Origin of the sequence: Streptomyces kurssanovii, assembly GCF_040677245.1 — a bacterium.
GTDB lineage: Bacteria > Actinomycetota > Actinomycetes > Streptomycetales > Streptomycetaceae > Streptomyces > Streptomyces kurssanovii.
Genome location: NZ_JBFAQK010000004.1, coordinates 140,230 through 160,396 on the forward strand (window position 1 = coordinate 140,230; position 20,167 = coordinate 160,396).

Below are 20,167 nucleotides of genomic sequence, written 5' to 3' on the forward strand. Positions count from 1 at the left end.
TCAGTTGTCCCCCCTGTGGCGCAGAGTCACCGCGGGGTCCGCGCGACGCAGGGCGATGACGGCGACGATCAGAAGCGGCAGCGCGGCGACACCCGCGAGGAGCAGTCCCACTTGGCCCACGGGCAGTTCGATCAGCACATCCGGAACGGGTTTGGTGGCCTGCCCGGTCAGGACGATCAGTGGCACGACGGCCCGGGTCAGTACGGCACCCAGGCCGATGCCCACCAGCAGCGCGATGCCGATCAGCAGGGTCTGCTCTGCCGCGACCAGCCGCGCGAGCTGGCGGCGCGGAGCGCCGAGGGCGCGGAGTACGGCGAGTTCGGCGGATCGTTCCCGCAGCGAACCCGCCGCGCTGACGGCGAAACCGACCGCGGCGAGCGCCGCCGCCGCCAGCGCCACCGCCATCAACGCGGAGCGTGGTCCGGCGCCGAGCGGGTCACCGAGCAGTTCGTCCGCGGCCTCGTCGCGTACGAGCACCTGGCCGGGGTCGGCGGCGGGGCGGTCGCGCAGCGCCTTCGCGACCTCGCCGGCCTTGCCGGGCTCGGTGCTCAGCCACCATTCGGTGGGTGTGAGCGATGACCCTCCCCGGGCGGCGATCTCGGTGTTGACCGTGGGCAGGTCCAGCAACAGGGCTCCGCCGTCGGCGTCCTGCCGGCCGGTGGCCGCTCCTTCCCCGGCGTCGGCCACGGCCGCGGCGGTGGCGCCCGGTCCGGTCGTCGGGAGGGCCCGTGCCGTCCCGGCGATCTCCACCCGCAGCGATTCGCCCGACAGCATCACATCGATGACGTCGCCACGCTTCGCTCCGGCCGCGCGCAGGAACTCGTCCGTGGCGACGGCGGCGATCTGCCCGGGCCGGGCCGGCCGGGCGGCGGCGACGAGGATGCTGAACTCGGAGCGGACGGGCCGGCCCCACGAGTCCACGGCCTTCGGGTCCGGTCCGACGCCGAAGCCGAGGTCCAGGGGACGGGAACCGGAGGCGGCGGGGCGGAGCGGCCTCGGCGTGCCGGGCTCGCCTGCCTGGATCTCGGTGTAACCGCCCTCCCAGCGCGGGTCCTGATCCGCCGCGACGGGCCGCGAGGTCCCGTCGGCGCCGGTGGTGCTCAGCCCTTCGACGCTCAGGCGGTGCGCCGTGGCGGGGCCGTCCGGGATCGCGCCGTCGAGCCGCAGCCCGGTCAGGGCCAGCGGGCCGGCCGGGGCGGTGCGTCCTCCGGAGGAGGACTCGTCGAGGTCGAGGGTCAGCGGACGGACGCGGCCGTCGGCGGCCACCCGGCCGGCGGGCATGCGGTAGGCCAGGCCGTAGCGGTCCTCGACGATGACGGTGACCTGCGGCGCGAGCCGGGAGGGCGACGCACCCGCGGGGGCCTTCTCCTCGGTGATCCGCAGGTCGAGAGTGAGCCGGCGGGTGTCGTCGGGCAGCAGCACGCCGGGGCGGGCCCGCTTCGCGGCGGTGGCCGTTCCGAGCAGCGTGCCGGGCGGCTCGTCCGCGAGATCGTCCCGCAGCAGGAGCCGCTCGTCGGCGCGGGCCGTGTCGATCGCGAGCACGGTCGCGGTCCGGTTGCCGGAGAGCCCGAGGGGAGCGCGGTGGGCGGGCGCGGCTTCGCGCACGCCGGGGAGGGACGCGTACAGGCCGATGTCGCCCGGCCGGCCCGCCCCGCTGTCCGTCACCCGCACCGACGCTCCGGCCCCGAAGTCGGCCTGGTCGCTCTGGGACCGGTCCCACGAGGCACTCTGCCCGATCGCCAGCATGCCCATCGCCACGGCGAGCACCAGCAGCAGCACCGGTCCGGCGCCGCGCAGCGGCCGGCGGCTGAACTGCCAGCCCGCGAGGGCGGCGGGCAGGCCCCGGCCGCCGGCGGCGCGGCGTTCGGCGAGCCGGGCCGCGGGCGGCAGCAGACGCAGCGTCAGGACGGTGCCGGCCAGCAGGGCCAAGGCGGGTGCGGCGACCAGGAGGGGATCGATGCCCAGATCTCCCTCCCGGTCACCGCTGATCGCCCCACCGCCGGAGGAACCGGTCTGCCGGTCCAACTGCCAGTAGGCGACCGCCGCGACGGCCAGCAGCCCCACGTCCGCGCCGGCCCGGACCGGAGCGGGCAGCGTGCCGCTTCGGCCACGCCGCAGCCGCAGCGCCCCGGACGTCGCGGCCAGCGCGGGCGCCACGACGGCCGCCGCGCAGCACACCGCGACCCCCGCTGCGACCAGCCACACCTGCGCCGTGGGCGCCTCGCCGAGCCGCAGTCCGCTCCTGGCGAGCGTGGAGTGCTCGGCCAGCAGGCGTGTCAACGGCCCCGACAGCAGGGGCGCGCAGAGCGCGGCCGGGAGTGCGAGCAGCAGGGCCTCGACGGCGGCGAGCGAGATGATGCGCCGGCGTGAGGCGCCGCGGGCGCGCAGCAGATCGGTCTCGCCGGTCCGCTCCGTACTGAGCAGCCGGGCCACCAGCAGCAGGGCGTACGCGGCGAGAAGCACCAGCTGCACGGCGACGATCATCAGGGTGGAGCGGGCGACCAGCAGGGCCCGCTCGCTCTGGGCCAGCACGGTCGGCAGGGCGGTGCGCACCGTCGCGCCGGACGCGAACGCCGGGTCCTTGGCCAGCGAACGGGGGCCGCTCGTGGCCGTGGCGCGCAACGCGCCGATGCGGTCGGTGGTGACGGTGCGGAAGTCGGCGGTGGCCAGCCAGGCCGCGTCCCCGGCGGCGACACCGTCGGAGGCGAGGACCGAGGGGTGGGCGAGGAGCGGACCGTACGTGGTGAAGACCAGGGACCGGACGCCGCGGCCGCCGAGGCTGTCGAGCTGCCAGTAGGGATCGTTGCCGTCCGCCGGCCGGTAGAGGCCGGTCAGATGGACGGTGATCGGCTTGTCGGAGAGCCGGTCGGTGAGGGTGAGGCGGGCGCCGGGCTTCAGGTCGAGCCGCTTCGCGGCGACTTCCGGCAGCGCGACCGGCACGACCCCGGCGTCGGCGGGGCCCGGGCGGGTACCGGACACCATCGTGATCCGGCTCTCGTCGAGAGCGGCGAAGTGGGTGAGGTCGGGCTCGCCCTTGCGCGCCTCCGGGTCCTGGAGGGACTGCGGGAGTGCGTACGTCCCCGAGCGTTCGAGCCTGTGCACCGTCACGGGCAGTCCGTCGAAGGACCGCTCGGCCCCTCGGACGACGGCCTCCTCCGCCGCCTCGCGGCGCTCCGGCGGGATCTTGGCGGTGACGGTCAGCGCGGCGGCGGCCGCGTCCCGCCCGTCCAGGGTCTGCCGCAGCGCGGCGTCCCCTACGGAACCGGAGAAGGCGGCGAGCGAGGCGAGCACGCAGGTCGTGAGCAGAACCGCCAGGAGTGCCGCGGCAAGCAGCAGCCGGTGCGCCCTGACGCGCAGTAGTACGAACCCCGTCACCCGTCCCCCACCCCACAGCCGGTACGTGTCGGCGCCCCCGCCGCCCCCCGTCCATGGATGCTTTCAGAGCACACGGGTCCGTGGAAACCGCTTGCACCACGACCTTCATCTGATCGTGACCGTTATCCGGCGACGGAGTCCCGGATTCGGTTCAGAGGCCGTTGCGTAGGAGGCCGGAGGGACAGCCTGGTGCGACCGGCGGGACAGGCCGATGTGAGGGGACCGGCCCGGCGGGGGGACCGCCGGGGAATCCGTCAGTCCGGGGTGTTCACCATCGAGGCGGCGGCGTACGTCAGGTAGTCCCACAGCTGCCGCTCGTGCTCCTCGGCGAGGCCCAGCTCGTCCAGCGCCGTACGCATGTGCTTGAGCCAGGCGTCGTGGGCCGCCCTGTCGACGGTGAACGGCACATGCCGCATCCGCAGCCGGGGGTGGCCGCGGTTGTCGCTGTAGGTGCGCGGCCCGCCCCAGTACTGGATCAGGAAGAGCGTCAGCCGCTCCTCGGCCGGCCCGAGGTCCTCCTCCGGGTACATCGGCCGCAGCAGCGGGTCCTCGGCAACGCCCTCGTAGAAGCGGTGCACGAGGCGCCGGAAGGTCTCCTCGCCGCCGACCTGCTCGTAGAAGGTCTGCTCCTGAAGCGTCCCGCGCCGAATCTCATTCACGCCCCCCATGCTCTCAGACCGACCCGCCCAGGGCCGAGGCCCTTGTGGCCCCTGAGACTCCGTGCGGCGCCCGGCATGGAGGCTCGCCTCATGTGCGTCTACGCAGCAAAGTGAACATATGGGTCAGAACCGGGATCGATTCGCCGAGGCCGCCACCGAAGCGAGGCGGGCGATGGTGCGCGAGATCGTTGCCGACGGCGGGCTGACCGATCCGGCCTGGCGGGCGGCGTTCGAAGAGGTGCCGCGGCATCTTTTCGTGCCGTACTACTTCACACCCCGGGCGGGAGCGTGGGAACGCCTGTGGCGCGAGGACCCCGACCCCGGCCGGCGTGCCGGCTGGCTGCGCGGCGCCTACACGGACGAGCCGCTGGCCACCCGCCTGCGCGACGGGGAGCTGCTGTCGTCGAGCAGCCAGCCCTCCCTCATGGCCCTGATGCTGGACGCGCTCCGGGTCACCGACGGGAACCGGGTCCTCGAGATCGGGGCGGGCACCGGATACAACGCCGCGCTGCTGGCACACCGGCTGGGCGACGCCGCCGTGACGACGATCGACCTCGACCCGGAGGTCACCGAGTCCGCCCGCGCGCATCTGTCGGCCGCCGGGCACCGCCCCACGGTCGTCACCGGCGACGGCGCCCGCGGCTGCCCGGAGCGCGCCCCGTTCGACCGCGTCATCGCCACCTGCACCCTGCCGGCGGTGCCCTACGCCTGGCCCGCCCAGTGCACCGACGGCGCACGGATCGTCGCGCCGCTGTCCACCGGGATCATCGCCCTGCGGGTCCGTCACGACGCGGGCGGCCGCACGGCGGAGGGCCGCTTCCTGCGGACCTCGGCATACTTCGTGCCGCTGCGCGGTACGGCCGTGCCCGAGGAACCGGGGACCGGCGGACTGTCCGGGAGCGCGGTCGAGAACGACCTGTTCCGCTTCATGCTGAGCCTGACCGCGGGAAGCCTCGACCCGGAAGAGGCGCTCGCCCTGTGGTACGGGGAGCACCGCCCGGAGCGCAGCCGTTTCGGGGTCACCGTCGGCGCGGGCCGGCAGTGGGCCTGGCTGGACGATCCCGAGGGGCCCTACGTCTGGCCCCTCGGACCGTCCGGCGACTGACGCGCCTGCCGTGGCCGCCGACGGCCCGTGGGCCGTCGGCGGCGCTCCCCACACTCCCGTGCCGCGGTTGAACGCTCGCGCCCGGCACCACGTATTCATGGCTGTCGGCAGGATCGCCGTCCGTCGCGGTGAGGCTCCCCGTTCGGGTCGCTCAGCCGCGGCGGACGGTGATCGTCGTCCAGGCGCCGACGTGCACGCGGTCGCCGTCGTTCAGCGGGACAGGGACGTACGGCTGGATCGGGTCCTCCGCTCCGTTGAGCGTGGTGCCGTTGGTCGAGTTCTGGTCGACGACCGCCCAGGACCCGTCCGGCTGCTGCACCAGCACCGCGTGCTGGTGCGAGACGCCCGGGTCCTCCGGCGGCACCGACAGGTCGATGTCCGGCGACTCGCCCGTCGACTGCCGGCGGCGGCCGATCGTGATCTGGCCCCCTGTGAGCGGCAGGTGCTGCTCGGGGGAGTAGGCCGGCAGATTGAGACCGGTCGCCTCCGGGCCGCTGCGCTGCATCATCGCCATGAAGTACTCACGGTCCGGGCCGACCACCGCCGTCCAGCCCGCCGGGGCGGCCTGCTGCTGCGGAGGCTGCTGCTGACCCGGGTGCATGCCCTGCATGCCGGGGCCCTGCTGATGCTGCTGGTGCTGCGGCGGCATGGACTGCTGCGGGAACGGCGGCGGACCCTGATGGCTCTGCTGACCCTGGTGTCCCTGCGGCCCTTGCGGTCCCTGGTGCCCCGGCGGAGGCGGGGGCGACTGGGTCCGGGAGGGCGGCGGCAGCATCCAGTCGTCGCCGCCACCGGTCTGCTGCGGCTGCGGCGGTGCGGGCGGACCAGGCTGCTGCTGGAACGCGGGCGGTGCGGGCGGGCCAGGCTGCTGCTGGAACGCGGGCGGCGCCGGGGGACCGGGCTGCTGCTGGAACGGCGACGGCGGGGGCGGCGGACCGCCCTGCTGCTGGAAGGCCCCCGGCTGCTGCTGCTGCGGTTGCTGCTGATGGTGGCCCGGGGACTCCTGCCCCAGCGGCTCGGCCGGCCGGTTCACCTGCGAGGGCCGCGAGCTCTGGTACTCGAACGGGTCACGCTGCTGCTGCTGCTGCTGCGGGGGCGGCGGCGGAGGCCCGTGCTGCGCCGGCGGCCCGGGAGGACCCGGCTGCGACTGGAAACCGGGCGGGAGGTTCAGGCCACCCTGCTGCTGATGCGGCGGCGGTGCCACGGGCGTGTACGACGTCGCCGTGTGCGTGAGGAAGTTGTAGCGGCACTCCTCGCAGAACGGGGCCATGGCCTCGCGCGGGGTGCGGCACTGCGGGCAGAGCTCGGCCTGGGCCGTGGCGTTCGGATCTGCCGGGCCGGGATAGCCGTAGCCGGGCGGTGGCGGTGGAGGCGGCGGTACGGCACCCGCGGGAGCACCGGGAGGAGCCATGCGGTGGCCGCAGACCTCGCACCAGTCGTCGGAACCCGACTGGTGTCCGTTCGGGCAGGTCGGCATGTCGGCGCGTCCCCCTCTCCTCATCCGGCCCGAGGGCCGTTCACTCGTGTTCGTACGTGCTTACTTCTTGACGCGAACCGTCTTCGTGGAGCGCGTTTCGAGTGTCATCTCGTCCGCGTCCGCGACCTTCGCCTTCAGTCGCACAGTACCTGTCGCCGCATCGACGACGTCCACCACCTTCGAAAGCAGCTTCGCGGTGTCCTCGTTCCCGGAACGCGCCGCGAGCTGCACCGCGCGGCCCAGTTTCGCGGTCGCCCCGCCGAGATCACCCGCCTTGCGGGCCTCGAGTCCCTGCTGGATGACCTGCGCCAGTTCCGCCTGGCCCGTGTAGTGCGCCACCTGCGGATTGATCGACGTGGACGCTGCCATGTCGTCCGTCCAGACCGCCCGCACGAGCCCGTGCGACAGCACGGCGGGAGCGCCGCCGTCGGCCGCCGGGACGATCAGCGAGACCCGCGTCGCCAGCATCTCCTGGCCGATCGCGGCCTCCGGAACCTGCACACATATGTGGTAGTCACGGGACTCGTCGCCCCATGATCCGGTCGGATAGTCGCCCGCACGGGGGCCGGCCTCCGTGCGCCGCCCGGTGAGGTCCTCCACGGTCGGAGCGACCTGCTTGACGAACTTGATCTCCACGCCGACCGGGGTCCAGAGCCGCAGCGACACGTCCGCGACCTCCTTGCCCATCGCGTTCTCCATCATCTTCGTGAAGTCCGCGGACAGGCCGCCGGGGTCGGCGACGATGTCGGCCGTGCCGAGGAGCGCCGACGCGATGCCGGTGACCTCCTTGACCTCCCAGTCCGTGCCGACTCCCCGGGCGTCACAGGTGAAGCGGCCCGCGCAGGCGTCCAGGGCGGCCCGCAGGTCCTCCGGCGACTCGTGCTCGTTGCGTCCGTCGGTGAGCAGGATGCCGTGCCGTATCGCCGCGTCGGAGGAGGACAGCAGGCGGTCGGCCAGCCGCAGCCAGGTCCCGATCGCGGTGCCGCCGCCGGCCGTCAGGGTCCGCAGCGCCTCCTTCGCCTGCGCGCGGGTGGCCGGATCGGCGACGGCCAGCCGGCCGCCGCCCGGATAGACCTCGAGCGCCTTGTGCGTACCGGCGACCACCGCGAACGCGACGCCGTCACGGAGCGTGTCGACGGCCGCGGCCGTCGCCTCCCGCGCGTTGCGCAGTTTCGTCGCCGGGTACTCCATCGAGCCGGAGCAGTCGACCATGATCACGACACCGGCGGCGGGGACCTGGTCGGGCACGGCGGCAGCGGAGGCTGACGCTCCGCGCAGCGGGGCGCCCCCGGTGGTGCCGCCCCCGGTCGAGGTGACCGTGACGATCGCGTTGACCTCTCGGCCGCCCTCGGGAAGATATTCGTTCTGGTACACGTCCACCGAGAACTGCGGCACCTGGGACTTGGAGAAAACAGCCATCTGATCGGCTCCTTGTGGGCTCCGCACGGCGCTCCGCCCGGCTGCGGCGGAGCGGCAGCGCGGGCGGCGGGTCGGTCGAGGCGGCAGGGACAGCGGACGGTTGCGGGTCGAGGCCTCCGCCGGGAGGCCGGCCGGGGCCGCCGGCGGGAGCGGCGGCCGCGAAGGGGTCGTATCAGGCCATGTCCTCAGCCGATCCTGCCCCTTGACGCGGAACGGCGAACGGCAGGACCGCCACTGTTACGTTGTCGTGGCCGCCGCCGTCGAGTGCGTGACCGACGAGCATCTGGGCGCTGTGCAGCGGGCGTGCCGCCGCGTCCACGGGGACGGCGCGGGCCATCTCCTCAGCGCCCTCCGCGTAGTTCCACAGGCCGTCGGTGCAGACCACGACCACGCCGGAACGGTCCGGCTTGAACGCGGCGGTGTGCGGCTCGAGTTCGTAGGCGTCGGCGCCGAGCCAGCCCGTGATCGCGTGGGCGCGCTCGTCCGCGTAGGCCTCCGCCTCGTTCATCAGGCCGGCCGCCACCATCTGCGCCGCCCAGGAGTCGTCCTCGGTGAGCCGGGCAGGCGGGCCCGAACGGTCGTCGGGGACCCAGTAGGCGCGGCTGTCACCGACCCAGCCGACGACCAGCAGGCCTCCGGCGGCCACGGCTCCGACGATCGTGCAGGCGGGCGCGTTCTGGTGGCGGTGCTCCTCGCCGGGGGCATGTTCGGGCTGTTCGGCCAGGGAGTTGACCGCCTCGGAGGCCGCCACGATCGCCTCGTGCATGGCCTGCTGCGGGTGCGTGCCCAGGGGCAGTGCGGCCAGCAGCCGCTCGTTGGCGGCGCTCGCGGCGGCGGCCGACGCCTCGTCGGGGCGGGTCGCCGACGAGACACCGTCGCAGACGACCGCGACGACGGCCGGTGAGCCGTCCGGCAGGGCGGTGGCGGAGACGGCGAACGAGTCCTCGTTGCGGTGGTGCCGCAGTCCCCGGTCGCTGACCGCGGCGACCGGACCGAGCTCCTGCTCCATGTGGTCGCGTTCACGGGGCTGGGCGTGGCCGCAGTTCTCGCAGTAGCCGTCGGTGTCGACCCGGCCGGCCCGGCAGGCCACGCAGAGCTTGGCGCCGGACGGTACGGCGGCGGCCGGCGGTGCGGCCGGCGCACGGGGGTCGGGTGCGGCACCCGGCGCGGGTGCGGCGAGCTCGAAGTCGCCGGACGGCGGGTCGTCGAACCGCACCGGAGAGGCGGGCTGCCCCGCTCCGGTGACCGGGTCCGCGGCGCCCGCGCCGGGCGTGGCCGTCCCGTGGCCATGGGCGGCCTGGCCGGCGGTCCCGGTGCCGGGACGCTCATGGCCGTGATCCCCGGCGTCCGCACGGGGTTCGGCGGCCGGGGCCGGGGCCGGGGCCGGGGCGGGCGAGGGCACGGGCGAGCCGGGCGCACCGGCGTCCGTGCCGTGCGCGGGCTGCGACGGTACGGCGACACCCGGCGCGGCGGCACCTGGTGCGACGGCACCCGGAACGCCGGTGCCGCGGGCGGCGGCCTCGGGGGCCGGGTCGCCGGGCGTGCCCGTCGGCGGCAGTTCGCCGCCGTCGGAGTCGGTGCCCGGCACGTCCGCGGCGCGCTGTGTCGGTGTCGGGGTGCCCATCGTGTCGGTGCCGGTGGCCGCCGGCCATTCGACGGGGGTGCCGATGGCCACGGTGGGGCGGTCCTGCGGCACGGCGGGCACGGCCGACAGGTCGTAGCCGCACGCCCCGCAGAACCGGTCACCCGGCTCCAGGGGTTCGTCGCAGCCGGGGCAGGTCGATCCGGCAGCCGGCCGGTGCTTCTGCGCCATCAATCACACCCACGTCCGGGGGCGGTAGCGGTTCGCCCGCTCCACCAGCTCTATCCGCTCCTCGCCGCGCTGGGCGAGCCGGGCGAGCACCCGGTAGGAGCGTTCCAGCCCGAAGCGCAGACCGCGTTCGTCCAGCGTGCTGCCGAGCAGTGCGCTCGGTGCGTGCGGAACGGACGGCCCGCTTCCGGGACTTCCGGAGAGTACCCAGTCCAGCGCCGTGCCGAGTACCTCTGTGGACAACCGCTCGCGCCGCACGGCGTCCAGACCGAAGCCCGCGAGGGCGGCGACCTGCGAGGCAGCCGCCGACAGGTCGTCCAGCAGCGGTTCTTGCGCGGCGCGCCGACGAAGTCTCGCCCGGACGGCGGCCACCCGTGCGGCCGTGTAGTGGATCGATGCCTCCGGCACCGACTCCAGCGTCCGTACGGCTGCGCTGCGGTCGCCCGCCGCGAGTTGGACCCTGGCCAGCCCGAACGCCGCGCTCACATGGCTCGGGTCGGTCGTCCACACGAGACGGTAGTACTCCGCCGCGTTGTCCAGCTGACCGAGCACCTCCGCGCACAGCCCGAGGGCCAGCTTCGGCGCCGGCTCGCCCGGGAACGCGTCGTAGACCGCGTCGAAGGACAGCGCCGCCGCCTGGTGGTCGCCGGTCACCAGCGAGGTGACACCCCGGTACCAGACCACCCGCCAGTCGTCGGGCTGCTGCTGCTCCATCGTGGCGAGCGCCGTCGTCGCGGCCGTCAGGTCGCCCATCTCCAGACGGGCACGCAGTTCACGCAGGCGCGTCTCCGGCGAACCGGCCGCCGCCGTGTGCAGTGCGGCGATCAGCTCGGCGGGGGCGGAGGCCATCAGCCCGGCGAGGAAACCCGCGTTCGGGTCGTTCGGGTCGACGCGGGGCACCGGCAGCGCCAGCGAAGCCGCCCTGGTGTCGAGCACGGCGAGATGCGGCGCGAGGCCCGTGTCCGGCGCTGCCTGGCCCGCCGGTGCCGCGGCGCCCGGCAGCGGTCCGCCCGGCGCACGGGGTGCCGGAACCGCCGCGTACGGGGCAGGGGCGGCGGCATACCCCGCGGGGCCCGCGGGGGGCGGCGGTTGCGCGGGTGCCCCGGCCGCGCCCGCCGCCGCTCGCACGCCGCGCTTCGCGTCGCGCGCGCCCAGCCTGGACACGTCCTCGGTCTGCTCGACGAACAACTCCGTGTCCGTGACGCGCAGTTCCGGGCCGAACAGCGTCGACACGGCCGGGCGGGGGCGGCCCGTCTGCATCGCGACGACCTCCCTGAGCACCCCCGTCAGCTGCTCGGCCATCTCCTGCGCGGACGCGAACCGCCGCCCCGGGTCCGGGTCCGTGGCCCGCACCAGCAGCCGGTAGAAGGACTCGTACGTCCGGAAGACCTCGATGTTGTCCGGGTCCGGCAGGCAGTCCACGAACACGTTCGTGTAGCCCTGGAAGTCGAAGGTCAGCACGGCCAGCGTCCGCGCCACCGTGTACAGGTCGGAGGCCACCGACGGGCCGACCTCCGCGACCTCCGGCGCCTGGTAGCCGACGGTGCCGTAGATGGCGGACTCGTCGTCGTCCATCCTGCGGACCGCGCCCATGTCGATCAGTTTGAGCTGGTCCTGCTGCTGGATGGCGTTGTCGACCTTGAAGTCGCAGTACAGAAGGTTTCTGCTGTGCAGATGCCCGAGCGCCTCCAGCGCCTCGATGCCGTAGGCGCACGCCTGCTCCACCGGCAGCGGGTCGCGCCGCCCGTCAGGGCCGCGCCGCTCGTTGGCGATCTCCTTGAGGGACTTGCCGCCCACGTACTCCATCACGATGTAGCCGTCGAGGGAGCCGGTGCGCTGGTCGAGGTGCTCGACGAAGTTGTAGATCCGGACGATGTTGGAGTGCTCGATCTCGGCGAGGAAGCGCCGCTCCGAGATCGCGGCCGCCATGGCGTCCTGGTCACCGGTGTCGAGCAGGCCCTTGAGCACCACCCAGCGGTCCGAGACGGCCCGGTCCACGGCCAGATACACCCAGCCGAGGCCGCCGTGCGCGAGGCAGCCCACGACCTCGTACTGGCCGTGCACGATGTCGCCGCCGGTCAGCTTCGGCACGAACGAGTACGGGTGGCCGCACTTTGTGCAGAAGCCCTCGGTGCGTCCCGGCCGGTCGCCACGGGCTCGCCCCACGGGAGCGCCGCAGTCGGAGCGCGAGCAGAACCGCTTGCGCTCCGGCACCTCCGGGTTCGCCATGACGGCGCCGCGCGGGTCGGGCCGCGGGACGTCCGGCACGGACACCAGTCCCGCGCCCAGCCGGTTGCGCGCGGACGACGCCGCCGACGCGCCGGAACTGCGGACGGAGACCGAACGGGCCGAGGACTGCCCGGTCAGGGAGAGCGACAGCCGTCCGGAGACCGAACGCCGCGACGACGACGAGCGCGAGGAGGCACGGGAGGAACGGGAACTGCCGCGCGCCGACGAGGAGTCCCGGCCGCCGCCGGCGATACCGGTGGCGGGCGAGGACACCATGCCGGTGGGCGACACGACCGGGGCCAGCCCGCAGGTGTCGCAGTACAGCTCGCCGCCGCCCATGTCCTCGTAGGAGCCCGCGCAACCGGGGCGCTGGCAGTTGTCGTTCCCGCTCATGAATCCCCCCTGCGGTCGGTGGGCCCCGACTCCGGTCCGTCCTGTCGCTGCGCCAGGGCCTCCGCCGCCGCGTGCTGGTAGCGCAGCACCGCCTGCTCCGCGGCGCGCAGATCGCACGGCGCGCTCCACAGCATGCGGCGTGCCGCGTCGTACCGCTCGATGAGCATCGGGTCCTCGGCCGAGCCCTGTCGTGCGACCTTTGCCTTGTACGCGTCGAGACGGCCGCGCAGCTCCGCCCGCACCGCGAGCGGCGCCGTGACGGCGGTCAACGACTCGCGTGCGCGCATCAGTTCCTCCTCCGCCTCGCGCTCCAGCGACTCGAGCAGCGGGGAGAGACGGTGCCACCGGGCGTGCCTGCGGTGCTCAGCGGCCGTGGCGAGGCGTTCCTGGAGCGCGGTCGGCGGGCCGCTGACCGCGGGCACCTCGGACGCGGCGATCTTCGCCAGCACCTCGCCGCGCGCCGCCCGTGCCTCGGTCAGCGTCCGGTCGGCGCGGGAGAGCACGTCGCGCAGCCGCATCAGCCGCTCCTCCGAGTCCTGACGGACCTGGAGCACCGCCTCGATCTCACGGCGCACGTCCTCGAGGGCGCGGGCCGCCCGGTCGTAGCGGTCGGTGTCGGGCCGGCCGCCACCGGGTGCCGCGCTGCCCGGCCCGGGCCGCCAGAAGGCGAGCGGGTCGGACACCACCTGGGCTCGCAGTGTGGACAGCTCCTCGGTGATGGACTCGAGCTCGTCACCGGAGGGGTGCTCCCCGGGCCGCACACCCACGGAGTGCGCGAGTGAACGGGTGCGCCGCAGCTCCGCGGAGAGCAGGTCGATGCGGGCGGGCAGCGCCGACCAGACCGCGTCGGCCGTCACCACCACGTCCAGTGACGCCGCGTAGAGGTCGTTCATCCTGGCGACGAGTTCCTCGAGGGTGAACTCCTCGGACAGCCTGGCCGGTCCGGTGATCCCGGGGGCGGTGTGGGCGGCCTGGCTCGCCACGGTGACGCTGCGGCCGCGCAGCCGCTCGGTCAGTTCCGCGAGGTCCTCGCGACTGGACCAGCGTCTGCGGGATCGGAGCTCACGGATGCCGTTCAGCGCGGCGGTGTAGGCGTCGAAGTAGCCCCAGAGGAGCGTGATCTGCTGCTCGGCGGTCGCCCAGCGGTCCTTGGTCACACCCGTCAGCTCCGCGCCTTCGAGCAGCCTGCGGCCCGCGTGGTCCTGCAGCGCCAGCAGCGAGGTCTCCACCGCCTCGTGCTCGGCGCCGAGCCGTGCCAGAGCACGGTCCACCTCGTCCCGGTCCATCACCGGCCCGTGCGGTCGCCCCGCAGGGCCGGGGAAGGGTTCCGCGACGCCCATCGATCACCTCTCCGTTCTTGCCCGCTGCCTGTGGTGCCTGTCGTTCCTGCGGTGCCTGTCGTTCCTGCGGTGCGCGCCGGCCGTGCCCGCGCTCCCGGTGGGCCTACCCGGCCCGGTACTTGGGCTGCGGCGGTCCGGTGATGCCCGGCAGGTCGGCCGCGAGCCACTTGTCGTACGCCTTCTTCCAGGGGCCCTTGCGGTACTCGACCAGGACCTGGTTCACCCGGCGCACCAGGTCGTCGTTGCCGAGCTTGGTGGCCACTCCGTAGTACTCGGTGGTGAAGGGAGCGTCGCCCTTGAGCTCCACGGCCGGATCCTGGGCCGCCTGGCCCGCCGCCAGCGCGTTGTCGGTGACGATCGCGTCGACCAGGCCCTGCTGGAGTCTGACCAGGCAGTCCAGCTGGTTGGGCACCGTGTAGAGGTCCTCGTCCGCGGGCTGCCCGTCGTGCTCGTCCTTGAACGTCGCGCCGAAGCTGTCGCGCTCCAGCGCCTCGTACGCCGTCGAGCCCTCCGCGGAGCAGACCCGCTTGCCCGCCAGCGACTTGTCGTAGCCGGTGATCGACGAGCTCTTGGACGCCAGCACCTGCTGGCCCGCCTGGAAGTAGGCGGTGGAGAAGGCGACCTGCTTGATACGGCTGCAGCTGATGGTCATCGTGCGCACCACGATGTCCACGGTGCCGTTCTCCAGCGCGGCGATGCGCTGGTTGGTGGGTATGGCGCGGAAGATGACGGCGTCCGGGCTGCCGACGATGTCGTCGGCGATGGCACGGGCGAGATCGATGTCGAAGCCCTCGAGCCCGCCGCCGACCGGATTGCGGTAGCCCCAGCGGTAGCTGTTCTGGTCGACGCCGACGATCAGCTTGCCCCGCTCCTTGATCGCGGCGATCGTGGGGCCGTCGGCGCCCGACGGGGTGAGCGAGGCCTCGGGGTCCTCGCAGGTGTCGTCCTTCACCGGCAGGGCGGACGCCACGCCCTGGCCGGTGCCCTGGGTCAGGACGTCACCGTGGGACAGCGGCAGCAGGGTGACGGCGGCGGTCAGCGCGCAGGCCGCCGCCATCCCCGCGACGCCGCCCCAGCCGCGCAGAGTGCGCCGGCGTGCCGGGCGTGCTTCCGAGTCCGTCATCGCTCCCCCTCTCACCGGTACTCCGAAAGCCTGCGGTTGATGCCGAGCACGGCGCCCGCCGCGCCGAGGACACCGAGTACGGCCGCCCCGAGGGGCAGGCCCGACAGTGCTCCGCGTGCGTCCTTCGCCGCGGCCGTGAACTCGCGCTGCTCGTGCGCCAGCGCCTTCTCCAGCGCCGCGTCCACCTTGTCGAAGGACTCACCCGTGGAGCCCTTGGCGCCGATGACCTTGCGGACCACGCCGTCGTAGTCACCGGCCCGGTCGGTCCTGGTGACGTCCTTGTGGCGCTCCTGCCACTCGGACACGGCCCTGACCGCGGCATCGACCGGGTCGCGGCCGGCACTGTCGTCGGCCAGCCGCTGGGCCAGGTGCAGCTGTTCGCCGAGCCGGTTCATGCCGGCGGTGTAGTCCGTCTCGTACTTGTCGCTCTTGCCGTCGTCCGTGAGCACGGCGCCCCGCGCCACCACCGTCAGGTTCTCGTTGGCCCGGGCCTTCAGGGAGTTGATCCGGGCGTCGCCCAGCACCTTGAGGGACTGCTGGCCGTGCCGGTCGGCGTCGGTCAGCTGGGCGCGCGCCACGGTGTGTCCCACCGCGAGCCACAGCAGCAGCACCGTGGACGCCGCCGTCGCGACCAGCAGACCGTGGTTGAACACCCGGTTCGTACGACGGTAGTTGCGCCGCTGCGCCCACAGGAGGGCGCCGATCGCCACCACACCGGCCGCCGTGGACAGCACGGGCCAGAACCGGGCGTCGTCGTCGTCCTGCTGGAGCCGCGCCGTCTCCGCGTCGTACAGCTTCTGGGCGGCCGGCAGCAGGTCCCTCGACATCTGCTCGTTGGCGAATCGGAGGTACGCGCCGCCCAGCGGCCGGCCCAGCCGGTTGTTGGCCCGGGCGGTCTCTATCAGGGCGGTGTAGCGCGGCAGCGCCTCGTTCAGCTCGGCTATCTGCTGCCCGGACTCGCTGGAACTTCCCGCGTTCGTCGCGGCCTTGACGAGCAGACGGGAGGCGAGCGCGATGTCCCTGTCGTACCGCTCGGCCACGGCACGCGGCTCCTCGGCGCCGGCCAGGAAGCCGCTGGACGCCGCGGTGTCCGCGTCGGCGAGCGAACGGTAGATCGAGGCGGCGTCGGCGGTGAGCGGCTGACTGCGGGTCACCACGTCGTCCGTGGCGGTGGCGCGCGAGGAGATCTCCAGCACCGTGACCGCGCCGAACGCCACGACCAGCGCTGCCAGTACGGCACCGATGATCTGAAGCCGCCCCGGCTCCGTCGTCGCCGCTGCGCGCAGCCGCCGGCGGCCCTCCGCCCAGGCACCCCGCCCCGCCGGCCCGCCGGGCACGTGCGCGGGCGGGAGTACGGGCGCATGGGCCGGAGCCGGCTGAGGCGCTGTGCGCACATTCGGCGGGTGTGTCACGTGACCTCCCCCTTGGTCGCTGACGTCGGCCCGCTCCCCGGCGGGTCTGGGACTACTCCCGGCCAGCAGTATGGCCGCAGGGGACCGCCTCACACCACAATTGACCCGATCTTGATACCGGCGCGGACGCCGGACAACCCGTCAGCGTGACCTCCCCCGTGATGTCCCCACCATGAATACGCTTCCCGGCCTTGATCGGTTCCCTCCCGCCGCCGCCAGAAGGCCACATGAGGCGCCGCCCGCGCGCCTCGCCTCACAAGGCGCCGCCCGCGTACCACGGGTACACGAGTCGCGCCCCCGCAGCGGGCAGGCAGCCTGCCCGGCACCGGGGCACACGCCGCGCGCCCGCACGGCGGCTCACGAAGCGCCGGCCACGCACCACCGCGTGACATCAACCGCGCCCGGCACCCACGGCTCACGAAGAACCACCCACGCACCACCGCATGACATCAAGCCCGCCCGCACAGCAGGCAAGCAGGCCGGCCCGGCACCAGGGCACCCCGAGCGCCGCCCGCACCCCCCCGCCGCACCAAGCGAGCGCCGCCCGCCCCCCGCCGCACCAAGCGAACGCCGCCCGCACCCCGCGAGGGTGCGAGCGGCGTCGTGTGCCGGGCGGCGGGCTACGCGTAGTGGGCGCGCAGCGCCGCCCGAGCCCCGGCGGAGGCCCCGATGTGGTCCAGTCCCAGCAGCGCCGCCCCCAGTACCGGCGCCGCCGTCACCACCTCGACGACGGCCTTCGGCGCCCTGTCCGCGAGCAGTTCGCGGATGCGTCCGTCGAGTTCGGGGTGGCGGGCGGCGAGGACGCTGCCGCCGAGGAGCACCGGCACCTCCTCGTCGAGCAGCCCGAGGCGGTCCAGGGCCACCACCGCCATCGCCACCACCTCCTCCGCCTGCCGGTGCACCAGCGACCTGGCCACCGGGTCGCCGGCGGCGCTCGTCGCGAAGAGCACCGGCGCCAGTTCGTGCTTGCGCACGGCGGCGACCTCGCCCAGGTGCAGCGCCTCGATCAGGGCGTACACCGAGTCCAGCCCGAAGTGCGCGGGCAGGGTGGCGGCGAGCGCCGTCGGCCCGCCGCGGCCGTCCTCCGCCCGTGCCGCGCACCACAGCGCCTCTTCCGCGAGACCCGCGCCGCCGCCCCAGTCGCCGGAGATCTTCCCGAGCGCGGGGAAGCGCGCGGTGCGGCCGTCGGGCAGCATGCCCACGCAGTTGATGCCCGCCCCGCAGACGACGGCCACACCCCGGGGCTCGTCCACCCCCGCCCGCAGGATCGCGAAGGTGTCGTTGCGGACCTGGGTGCTGCGCCCCCAGCCGCGCCCGTCCAGTGCCGCGGTCAACTCCCGTTCCTCGACCGGCAGATCGGCGTTGGCCAGGCAGGCCGACACATGCTCGACCTCCCCGGTGACGCCGCCCGTGGCCCTGGCCTGCTCGACCGTGGCCGCCAGGGCTTCGATCGCGGCCCTGACGCCGACCTTCGGCGGCTGGAAGCCGGGACCGCGGCCGGAGGCGAGCACCGTGCCGTCGGCGCCGACGAAGGCCACGTCGGTCTTGCTGTTCCCCGCGTCGATGGCGAGGACGGTCCCGGCGGGTCCGGCAGTGGGTCTCCGCCCGGAGAGATCGGTCACGCCCACGCGAGGTGCTCCCGGTTGTGCGCGATCAGCTGCTCGGTGAGCTGCTGCGCGTACTCGTACTGGCCGACGAGCGGGTGCGACAGCAGCGCCTTGAAGACCCGGTCGCGCCCGCCGCGCAGCGCGGCCTCCAGCGCCAGGTCCTCGTACGCCGTCACGTTGGCGGTCAGCCCCGTGTACAGCGGGTCGAGTTCCCCGACCGCCAGTGGTGTCGCCCCCTGGGTGCCGACCGCTGCCTGCACCTCGATCACGGCGTCGTCCGGCAGGAAGGGGAGCGTGCCGTTGTTGTACGTGTTCACCACCTGGTAGGGCGAGCCGGCGCCGCCGAGCAGCGAGGCGGCGAGATCGACGGCCGCCTCCGAGTAGAAGGCGCCGCCCCGCTTGGCGAGCAGTTCCGGCTTCTCGTCCAGTTGCGGGTCGCCGTACATCTCGAGGAGCCGCTTCTCCATCTGCGCGACCTCCGCGGCCCGTGACGGCTTCGTCCGCAGTTCCCGTACGACCTCGTCGTGGCCGTAGTAGTAGCGCAGGTAGTACGAGGGCACGACGCCGAGGCGGTCGATCAGTTCGCGCGGCACGCGCAGATCGGCCGCCACCGCGTCACCGTGCTCGGCGAGCAGTCGCGGCAGCACGTTCTCGCCCTCAGGACCGCCGAGCCGGACGGCGGTCTCCCAGGTGAGGTGGTTGAGCCCGACGTGGTCCAGGTGGATGTCGGCGGGAGCGACGCCCAGCAGCCCGGCGAACTTGCGCTGGAAGCCGATGGCCACGTTGCACAGTCCGACGGCCTTGTGCCCCGCCTGAAGCAGCGCTCGGGTGACGATGCCGACCGGGTTGGTGAAGTCGATGATCCACGCCTCGGGGTTGGTGCGGCGCACCCGCTCGGCGATGTCGAGGACGACGGGGACGGTGCGGAGCGCCTTGGCGAGGCCGCCCGCGCCGGTGGTCTCCTGGCCGACGCAGCCGCATTCCAGCGGCCAGGTCTCGTCCTGCTGACGGGCGGCCTGCCCGCCCACCCGCAGTTGGAGCAGTACGGCGTCGGCGCCGTCGACGCCCGTGTCGACGTCGGAGGTGGTGACGATCTTTCCGGGGTGGTCCTGCTTGGCGAAGATCCGCCGGGCGAGACCGCCGACCAGTTCGAGGCGGTCGGCCGCGGGGTCGATCAGTACGAGTTCCTCGATCGGCAGGGTGTCGCGCATCCGCGCGAAACCGTCGATGAGTTCGGGGGTGTAGGTGGAACCGCCCCCTACTACAGCGAGCTTCATGAACGGGCCCTTCTCGGTCCGGACAGGGCCTAGCCCTTCACTCCGGTCAGTGTGACGCCTTCGATGAAGGCCTTTTGCGCGAAGAAGAAGACGACGATCACCGGCGCCATGATCATGACCGTGGCGGCCATGGTGAGGTTCCAGTCGGTCTGGTGGGCGCCCTTGAAGGACTCCAGGCCGTAGCTCAGGGTCCAGGCGGCCGGGTTCTCCGATGCGTAGATCTGGGGGCCGAAGTAGTCGTTCCAGCAGTAGAAGAAGTGGAACAGGGCCACCGCGGCGATGGCCGGCTTCGCCATCGGCAGCACGATCCGCACCATCGTGCGGAACTCGCCGCAGCCGTCGATCCTGGCCGCCTCCGTGTACTCCTTCGGGATGGTCAGCAGGAACTGCCGCAGCAGGAAGATGGTGAACGCGTTGCCGAAGGCGAAGGGGATGATCAGCGGCCACAGGGTGCCCGCGAGGTCCAGCTGCTTCGCCCAGAAGAGGTACATCGGTACGACGACGACCTGCGGCGGCAGCATCATCATCGCGATCACCAGCATCATCGCCAGATTGCGGCCGCGGAAACGGAACTTGGCGAGCGCGTAGGCCACCGGGATGCTCGACGCCACGGCGAGCACCGTACCGAGGCCCGCGTACAGCAGGGTGTTGCGCCACCAGGTCAGGAAACCGGGGGTGTTCCAGACGGTGGCGAAGTTGCCCCACTCCCAGGTGTGCGGCCACAGGTCGCGGGTGAGCGCCTGGTCGTCGCTCATCACGGCGGTCAGGAACACGAAGACGAACGGGAGCAGGAAGAACAACGCGGCGGCGATCGCCAGCGCGTGGACGGCGATCCATTCCAGTGCCGCGCGGCGCCGTGCGGACCGCCGGGCGGCGGTGCCTCCCCGGCCGGGGGCGGTCGGCCGGTACGCGGCCCGGGCAGGGGTCGGGGTCATGGTGGT

Annotated in this window: 13 protein-coding genes; 1 reads left to right on the plus strand and 12 read right to left on the minus strand. The window is 73.6% G+C overall.

The features are described 5' to 3' along the window. Both AB0K36_RS05600 and AB0K36_RS05605 read right to left on the minus strand, forming a co-directional pair. On the minus strand, positions 1-3,375 hold the full coding sequence (locus tag AB0K36_RS05600; RefSeq protein ID WP_364588717.1) for an ABC transporter permease: 3,375 nt from the start codon (positions 3,373-3,375) through the stop codon (positions 1-3). A 254-nt stretch (positions 3,376-3,629) separates the two neighbouring features. Next, positions 3,630-4,043, minus strand: coding sequence for a globin (locus tag AB0K36_RS05605; RefSeq protein ID WP_307706465.1), 414 nt, complete (start codon positions 4,041-4,043; stop codon positions 3,630-3,632). A 109-nt stretch (positions 4,044-4,152) separates the two neighbouring features. Here AB0K36_RS05605 and AB0K36_RS05610 point away from each other — a divergent pair, with 109 nt between their 5' ends. After that, entirely contained in the window at positions 4,153-5,139 is a 987-nt protein-coding gene (locus AB0K36_RS05610) for a methyltransferase domain-containing protein (protein WP_364588720.1), read from the plus strand. A gap of 151 nt (positions 5,140-5,290) precedes the next feature. On the opposite strand, the gene AB0K36_RS05615 is transcribed toward AB0K36_RS05610, so the two are convergent. The 10 genes from AB0K36_RS05615 to AB0K36_RS05660 form a co-directional block, all read right to left on the minus strand. Further along, positions 5,291-6,616: an FHA domain-containing protein gene (locus AB0K36_RS05615; protein WP_364588723.1), complete on the minus strand. Its 1,326-nt coding sequence runs from the start codon at positions 6,614-6,616 to the stop codon at positions 5,291-5,293. 60 nt (positions 6,617-6,676) lie between these two features. Further along, on the minus strand, positions 6,677-8,035 hold the full coding sequence (locus AB0K36_RS05620; protein WP_364588726.1) for a vWA domain-containing protein: 1,359 nt from the start codon (positions 8,033-8,035) through the stop codon (positions 6,677-6,679). 172 nt (positions 8,036-8,207) lie between these two features. Next, positions 8,208-9,848 (minus strand): PP2C family protein-serine/threonine phosphatase, encoded by a 1,641-nt coding sequence (locus AB0K36_RS05625; protein WP_364588729.1) that lies wholly within the window; start codon positions 9,846-9,848, stop codon positions 8,208-8,210. Positions 9,849-9,851: 3 nt separating this feature from the next. Beyond that, on the minus strand, positions 9,852-12,467 hold the full coding sequence (locus tag AB0K36_RS05630) for a serine/threonine-protein kinase (RefSeq protein ID WP_364588732.1): 2,616 nt from the start codon (positions 12,465-12,467) through the stop codon (positions 9,852-9,854). Beyond that, positions 12,464-13,807, minus strand: coding sequence for a hypothetical protein (locus AB0K36_RS05635; protein WP_364588735.1), 1,344 nt, complete (start codon positions 13,805-13,807; stop codon positions 12,464-12,466). Before AB0K36_RS05635 ends, AB0K36_RS05630 begins: the two co-directional genes overlap by 4 nt. 103 nt (positions 13,808-13,910) lie before the next feature. Beyond that, positions 13,911-14,930, minus strand: a complete 1,020-nt coding sequence (locus AB0K36_RS05640; RefSeq protein WP_364588738.1) for a glutamate ABC transporter substrate-binding protein — start codon at positions 14,928-14,930, stop codon at positions 13,911-13,913. Between the two features lie 11 nt (positions 14,931-14,941). After that, complete coding sequence (locus AB0K36_RS05645) at positions 14,942-16,342, minus strand: GlnX family signal transduction membrane protein (protein WP_435877783.1); 1,401 nt, start codon at positions 16,340-16,342, stop codon at positions 14,942-14,944. A gap of 620 nt (positions 16,343-16,962) precedes the next feature. Continuing rightward, complete coding sequence (locus tag AB0K36_RS05650; RefSeq protein ID WP_435877784.1) at positions 16,963-17,970, minus strand: N-acetylglucosamine kinase; 1,008 nt, start codon at positions 17,968-17,970, stop codon at positions 16,963-16,965. Beyond that, positions 17,961-19,226 (minus strand): 6-phospho-beta-glucosidase, encoded by a 1,266-nt coding sequence (locus AB0K36_RS05655; RefSeq protein WP_364588741.1) that lies wholly within the window; start codon positions 19,224-19,226, stop codon positions 17,961-17,963. Before AB0K36_RS05655 ends, AB0K36_RS05650 begins: the two co-directional genes overlap by 10 nt. 29 nt (positions 19,227-19,255) lie before the next feature. Next, a complete protein-coding gene (locus AB0K36_RS05660) occupies positions 19,256-20,161 on the minus strand; it encodes a carbohydrate ABC transporter permease (protein ID WP_364588883.1) in 906 nt (301 codons plus the stop codon). Positions 20,162-20,167: the final 6 nt, after the last annotated feature.

Excerpts from the sequence above, each read along its gene's own strand:
- AB0K36_RS05610 (WP_364588720.1), top strand. The coding sequence starts at position 4,153 with ATGGGTCAGAACCGGGATCGATTCGCCGAGGCCGCCACCGAAGCGAGG.
- AB0K36_RS05630 (WP_364588732.1), bottom strand. The coding sequence starts at position 12,467 with ATGAGCGGGAACGACAACTGCCAGCGCCCCGGTTGCGCGGGCTCCTAC.
- AB0K36_RS05615 (WP_364588723.1), bottom strand. The coding sequence starts at position 6,616 with ATGCCGACCTGCCCGAACGGACACCAGTCGGGTTCCGACGACTGGTGC.
- AB0K36_RS05635 (WP_364588735.1), bottom strand. The coding sequence starts at position 13,807 with ATGGGCGTCGCGGAACCCTTCCCCGGCCCTGCGGGGCGACCGCACGGG.
- AB0K36_RS05605 (WP_307706465.1), bottom strand. The coding sequence starts at position 4,043 with ATGGGGGGCGTGAATGAGATTCGGCGCGGGACGCTTCAGGAGCAGACC.
- AB0K36_RS05655 (WP_364588741.1), bottom strand. The coding sequence starts at position 19,226 with ATGAAGCTCGCTGTAGTAGGGGGCGGTTCCACCTACACCCCCGAACTC.
- AB0K36_RS05660 (WP_364588883.1), bottom strand. The coding sequence starts at position 20,161 with ATGACCCCGACCCCTGCCCGGGCCGCGTACCGGCCGACCGCCCCCGGC.
- AB0K36_RS05625 (WP_364588729.1), bottom strand. The coding sequence starts at position 9,848 with ATGGCGCAGAAGCACCGGCCGGCTGCCGGATCGACCTGCCCCGGCTGC.
- AB0K36_RS05620 (WP_364588726.1), bottom strand. The coding sequence starts at position 8,035 with ATGGCTGTTTTCTCCAAGTCCCAGGTGCCGCAGTTCTCGGTGGACGTG.
- AB0K36_RS05640 (WP_364588738.1), bottom strand. The coding sequence starts at position 14,930 with ATGACGGACTCGGAAGCACGCCCGGCACGCCGGCGCACTCTGCGCGGC.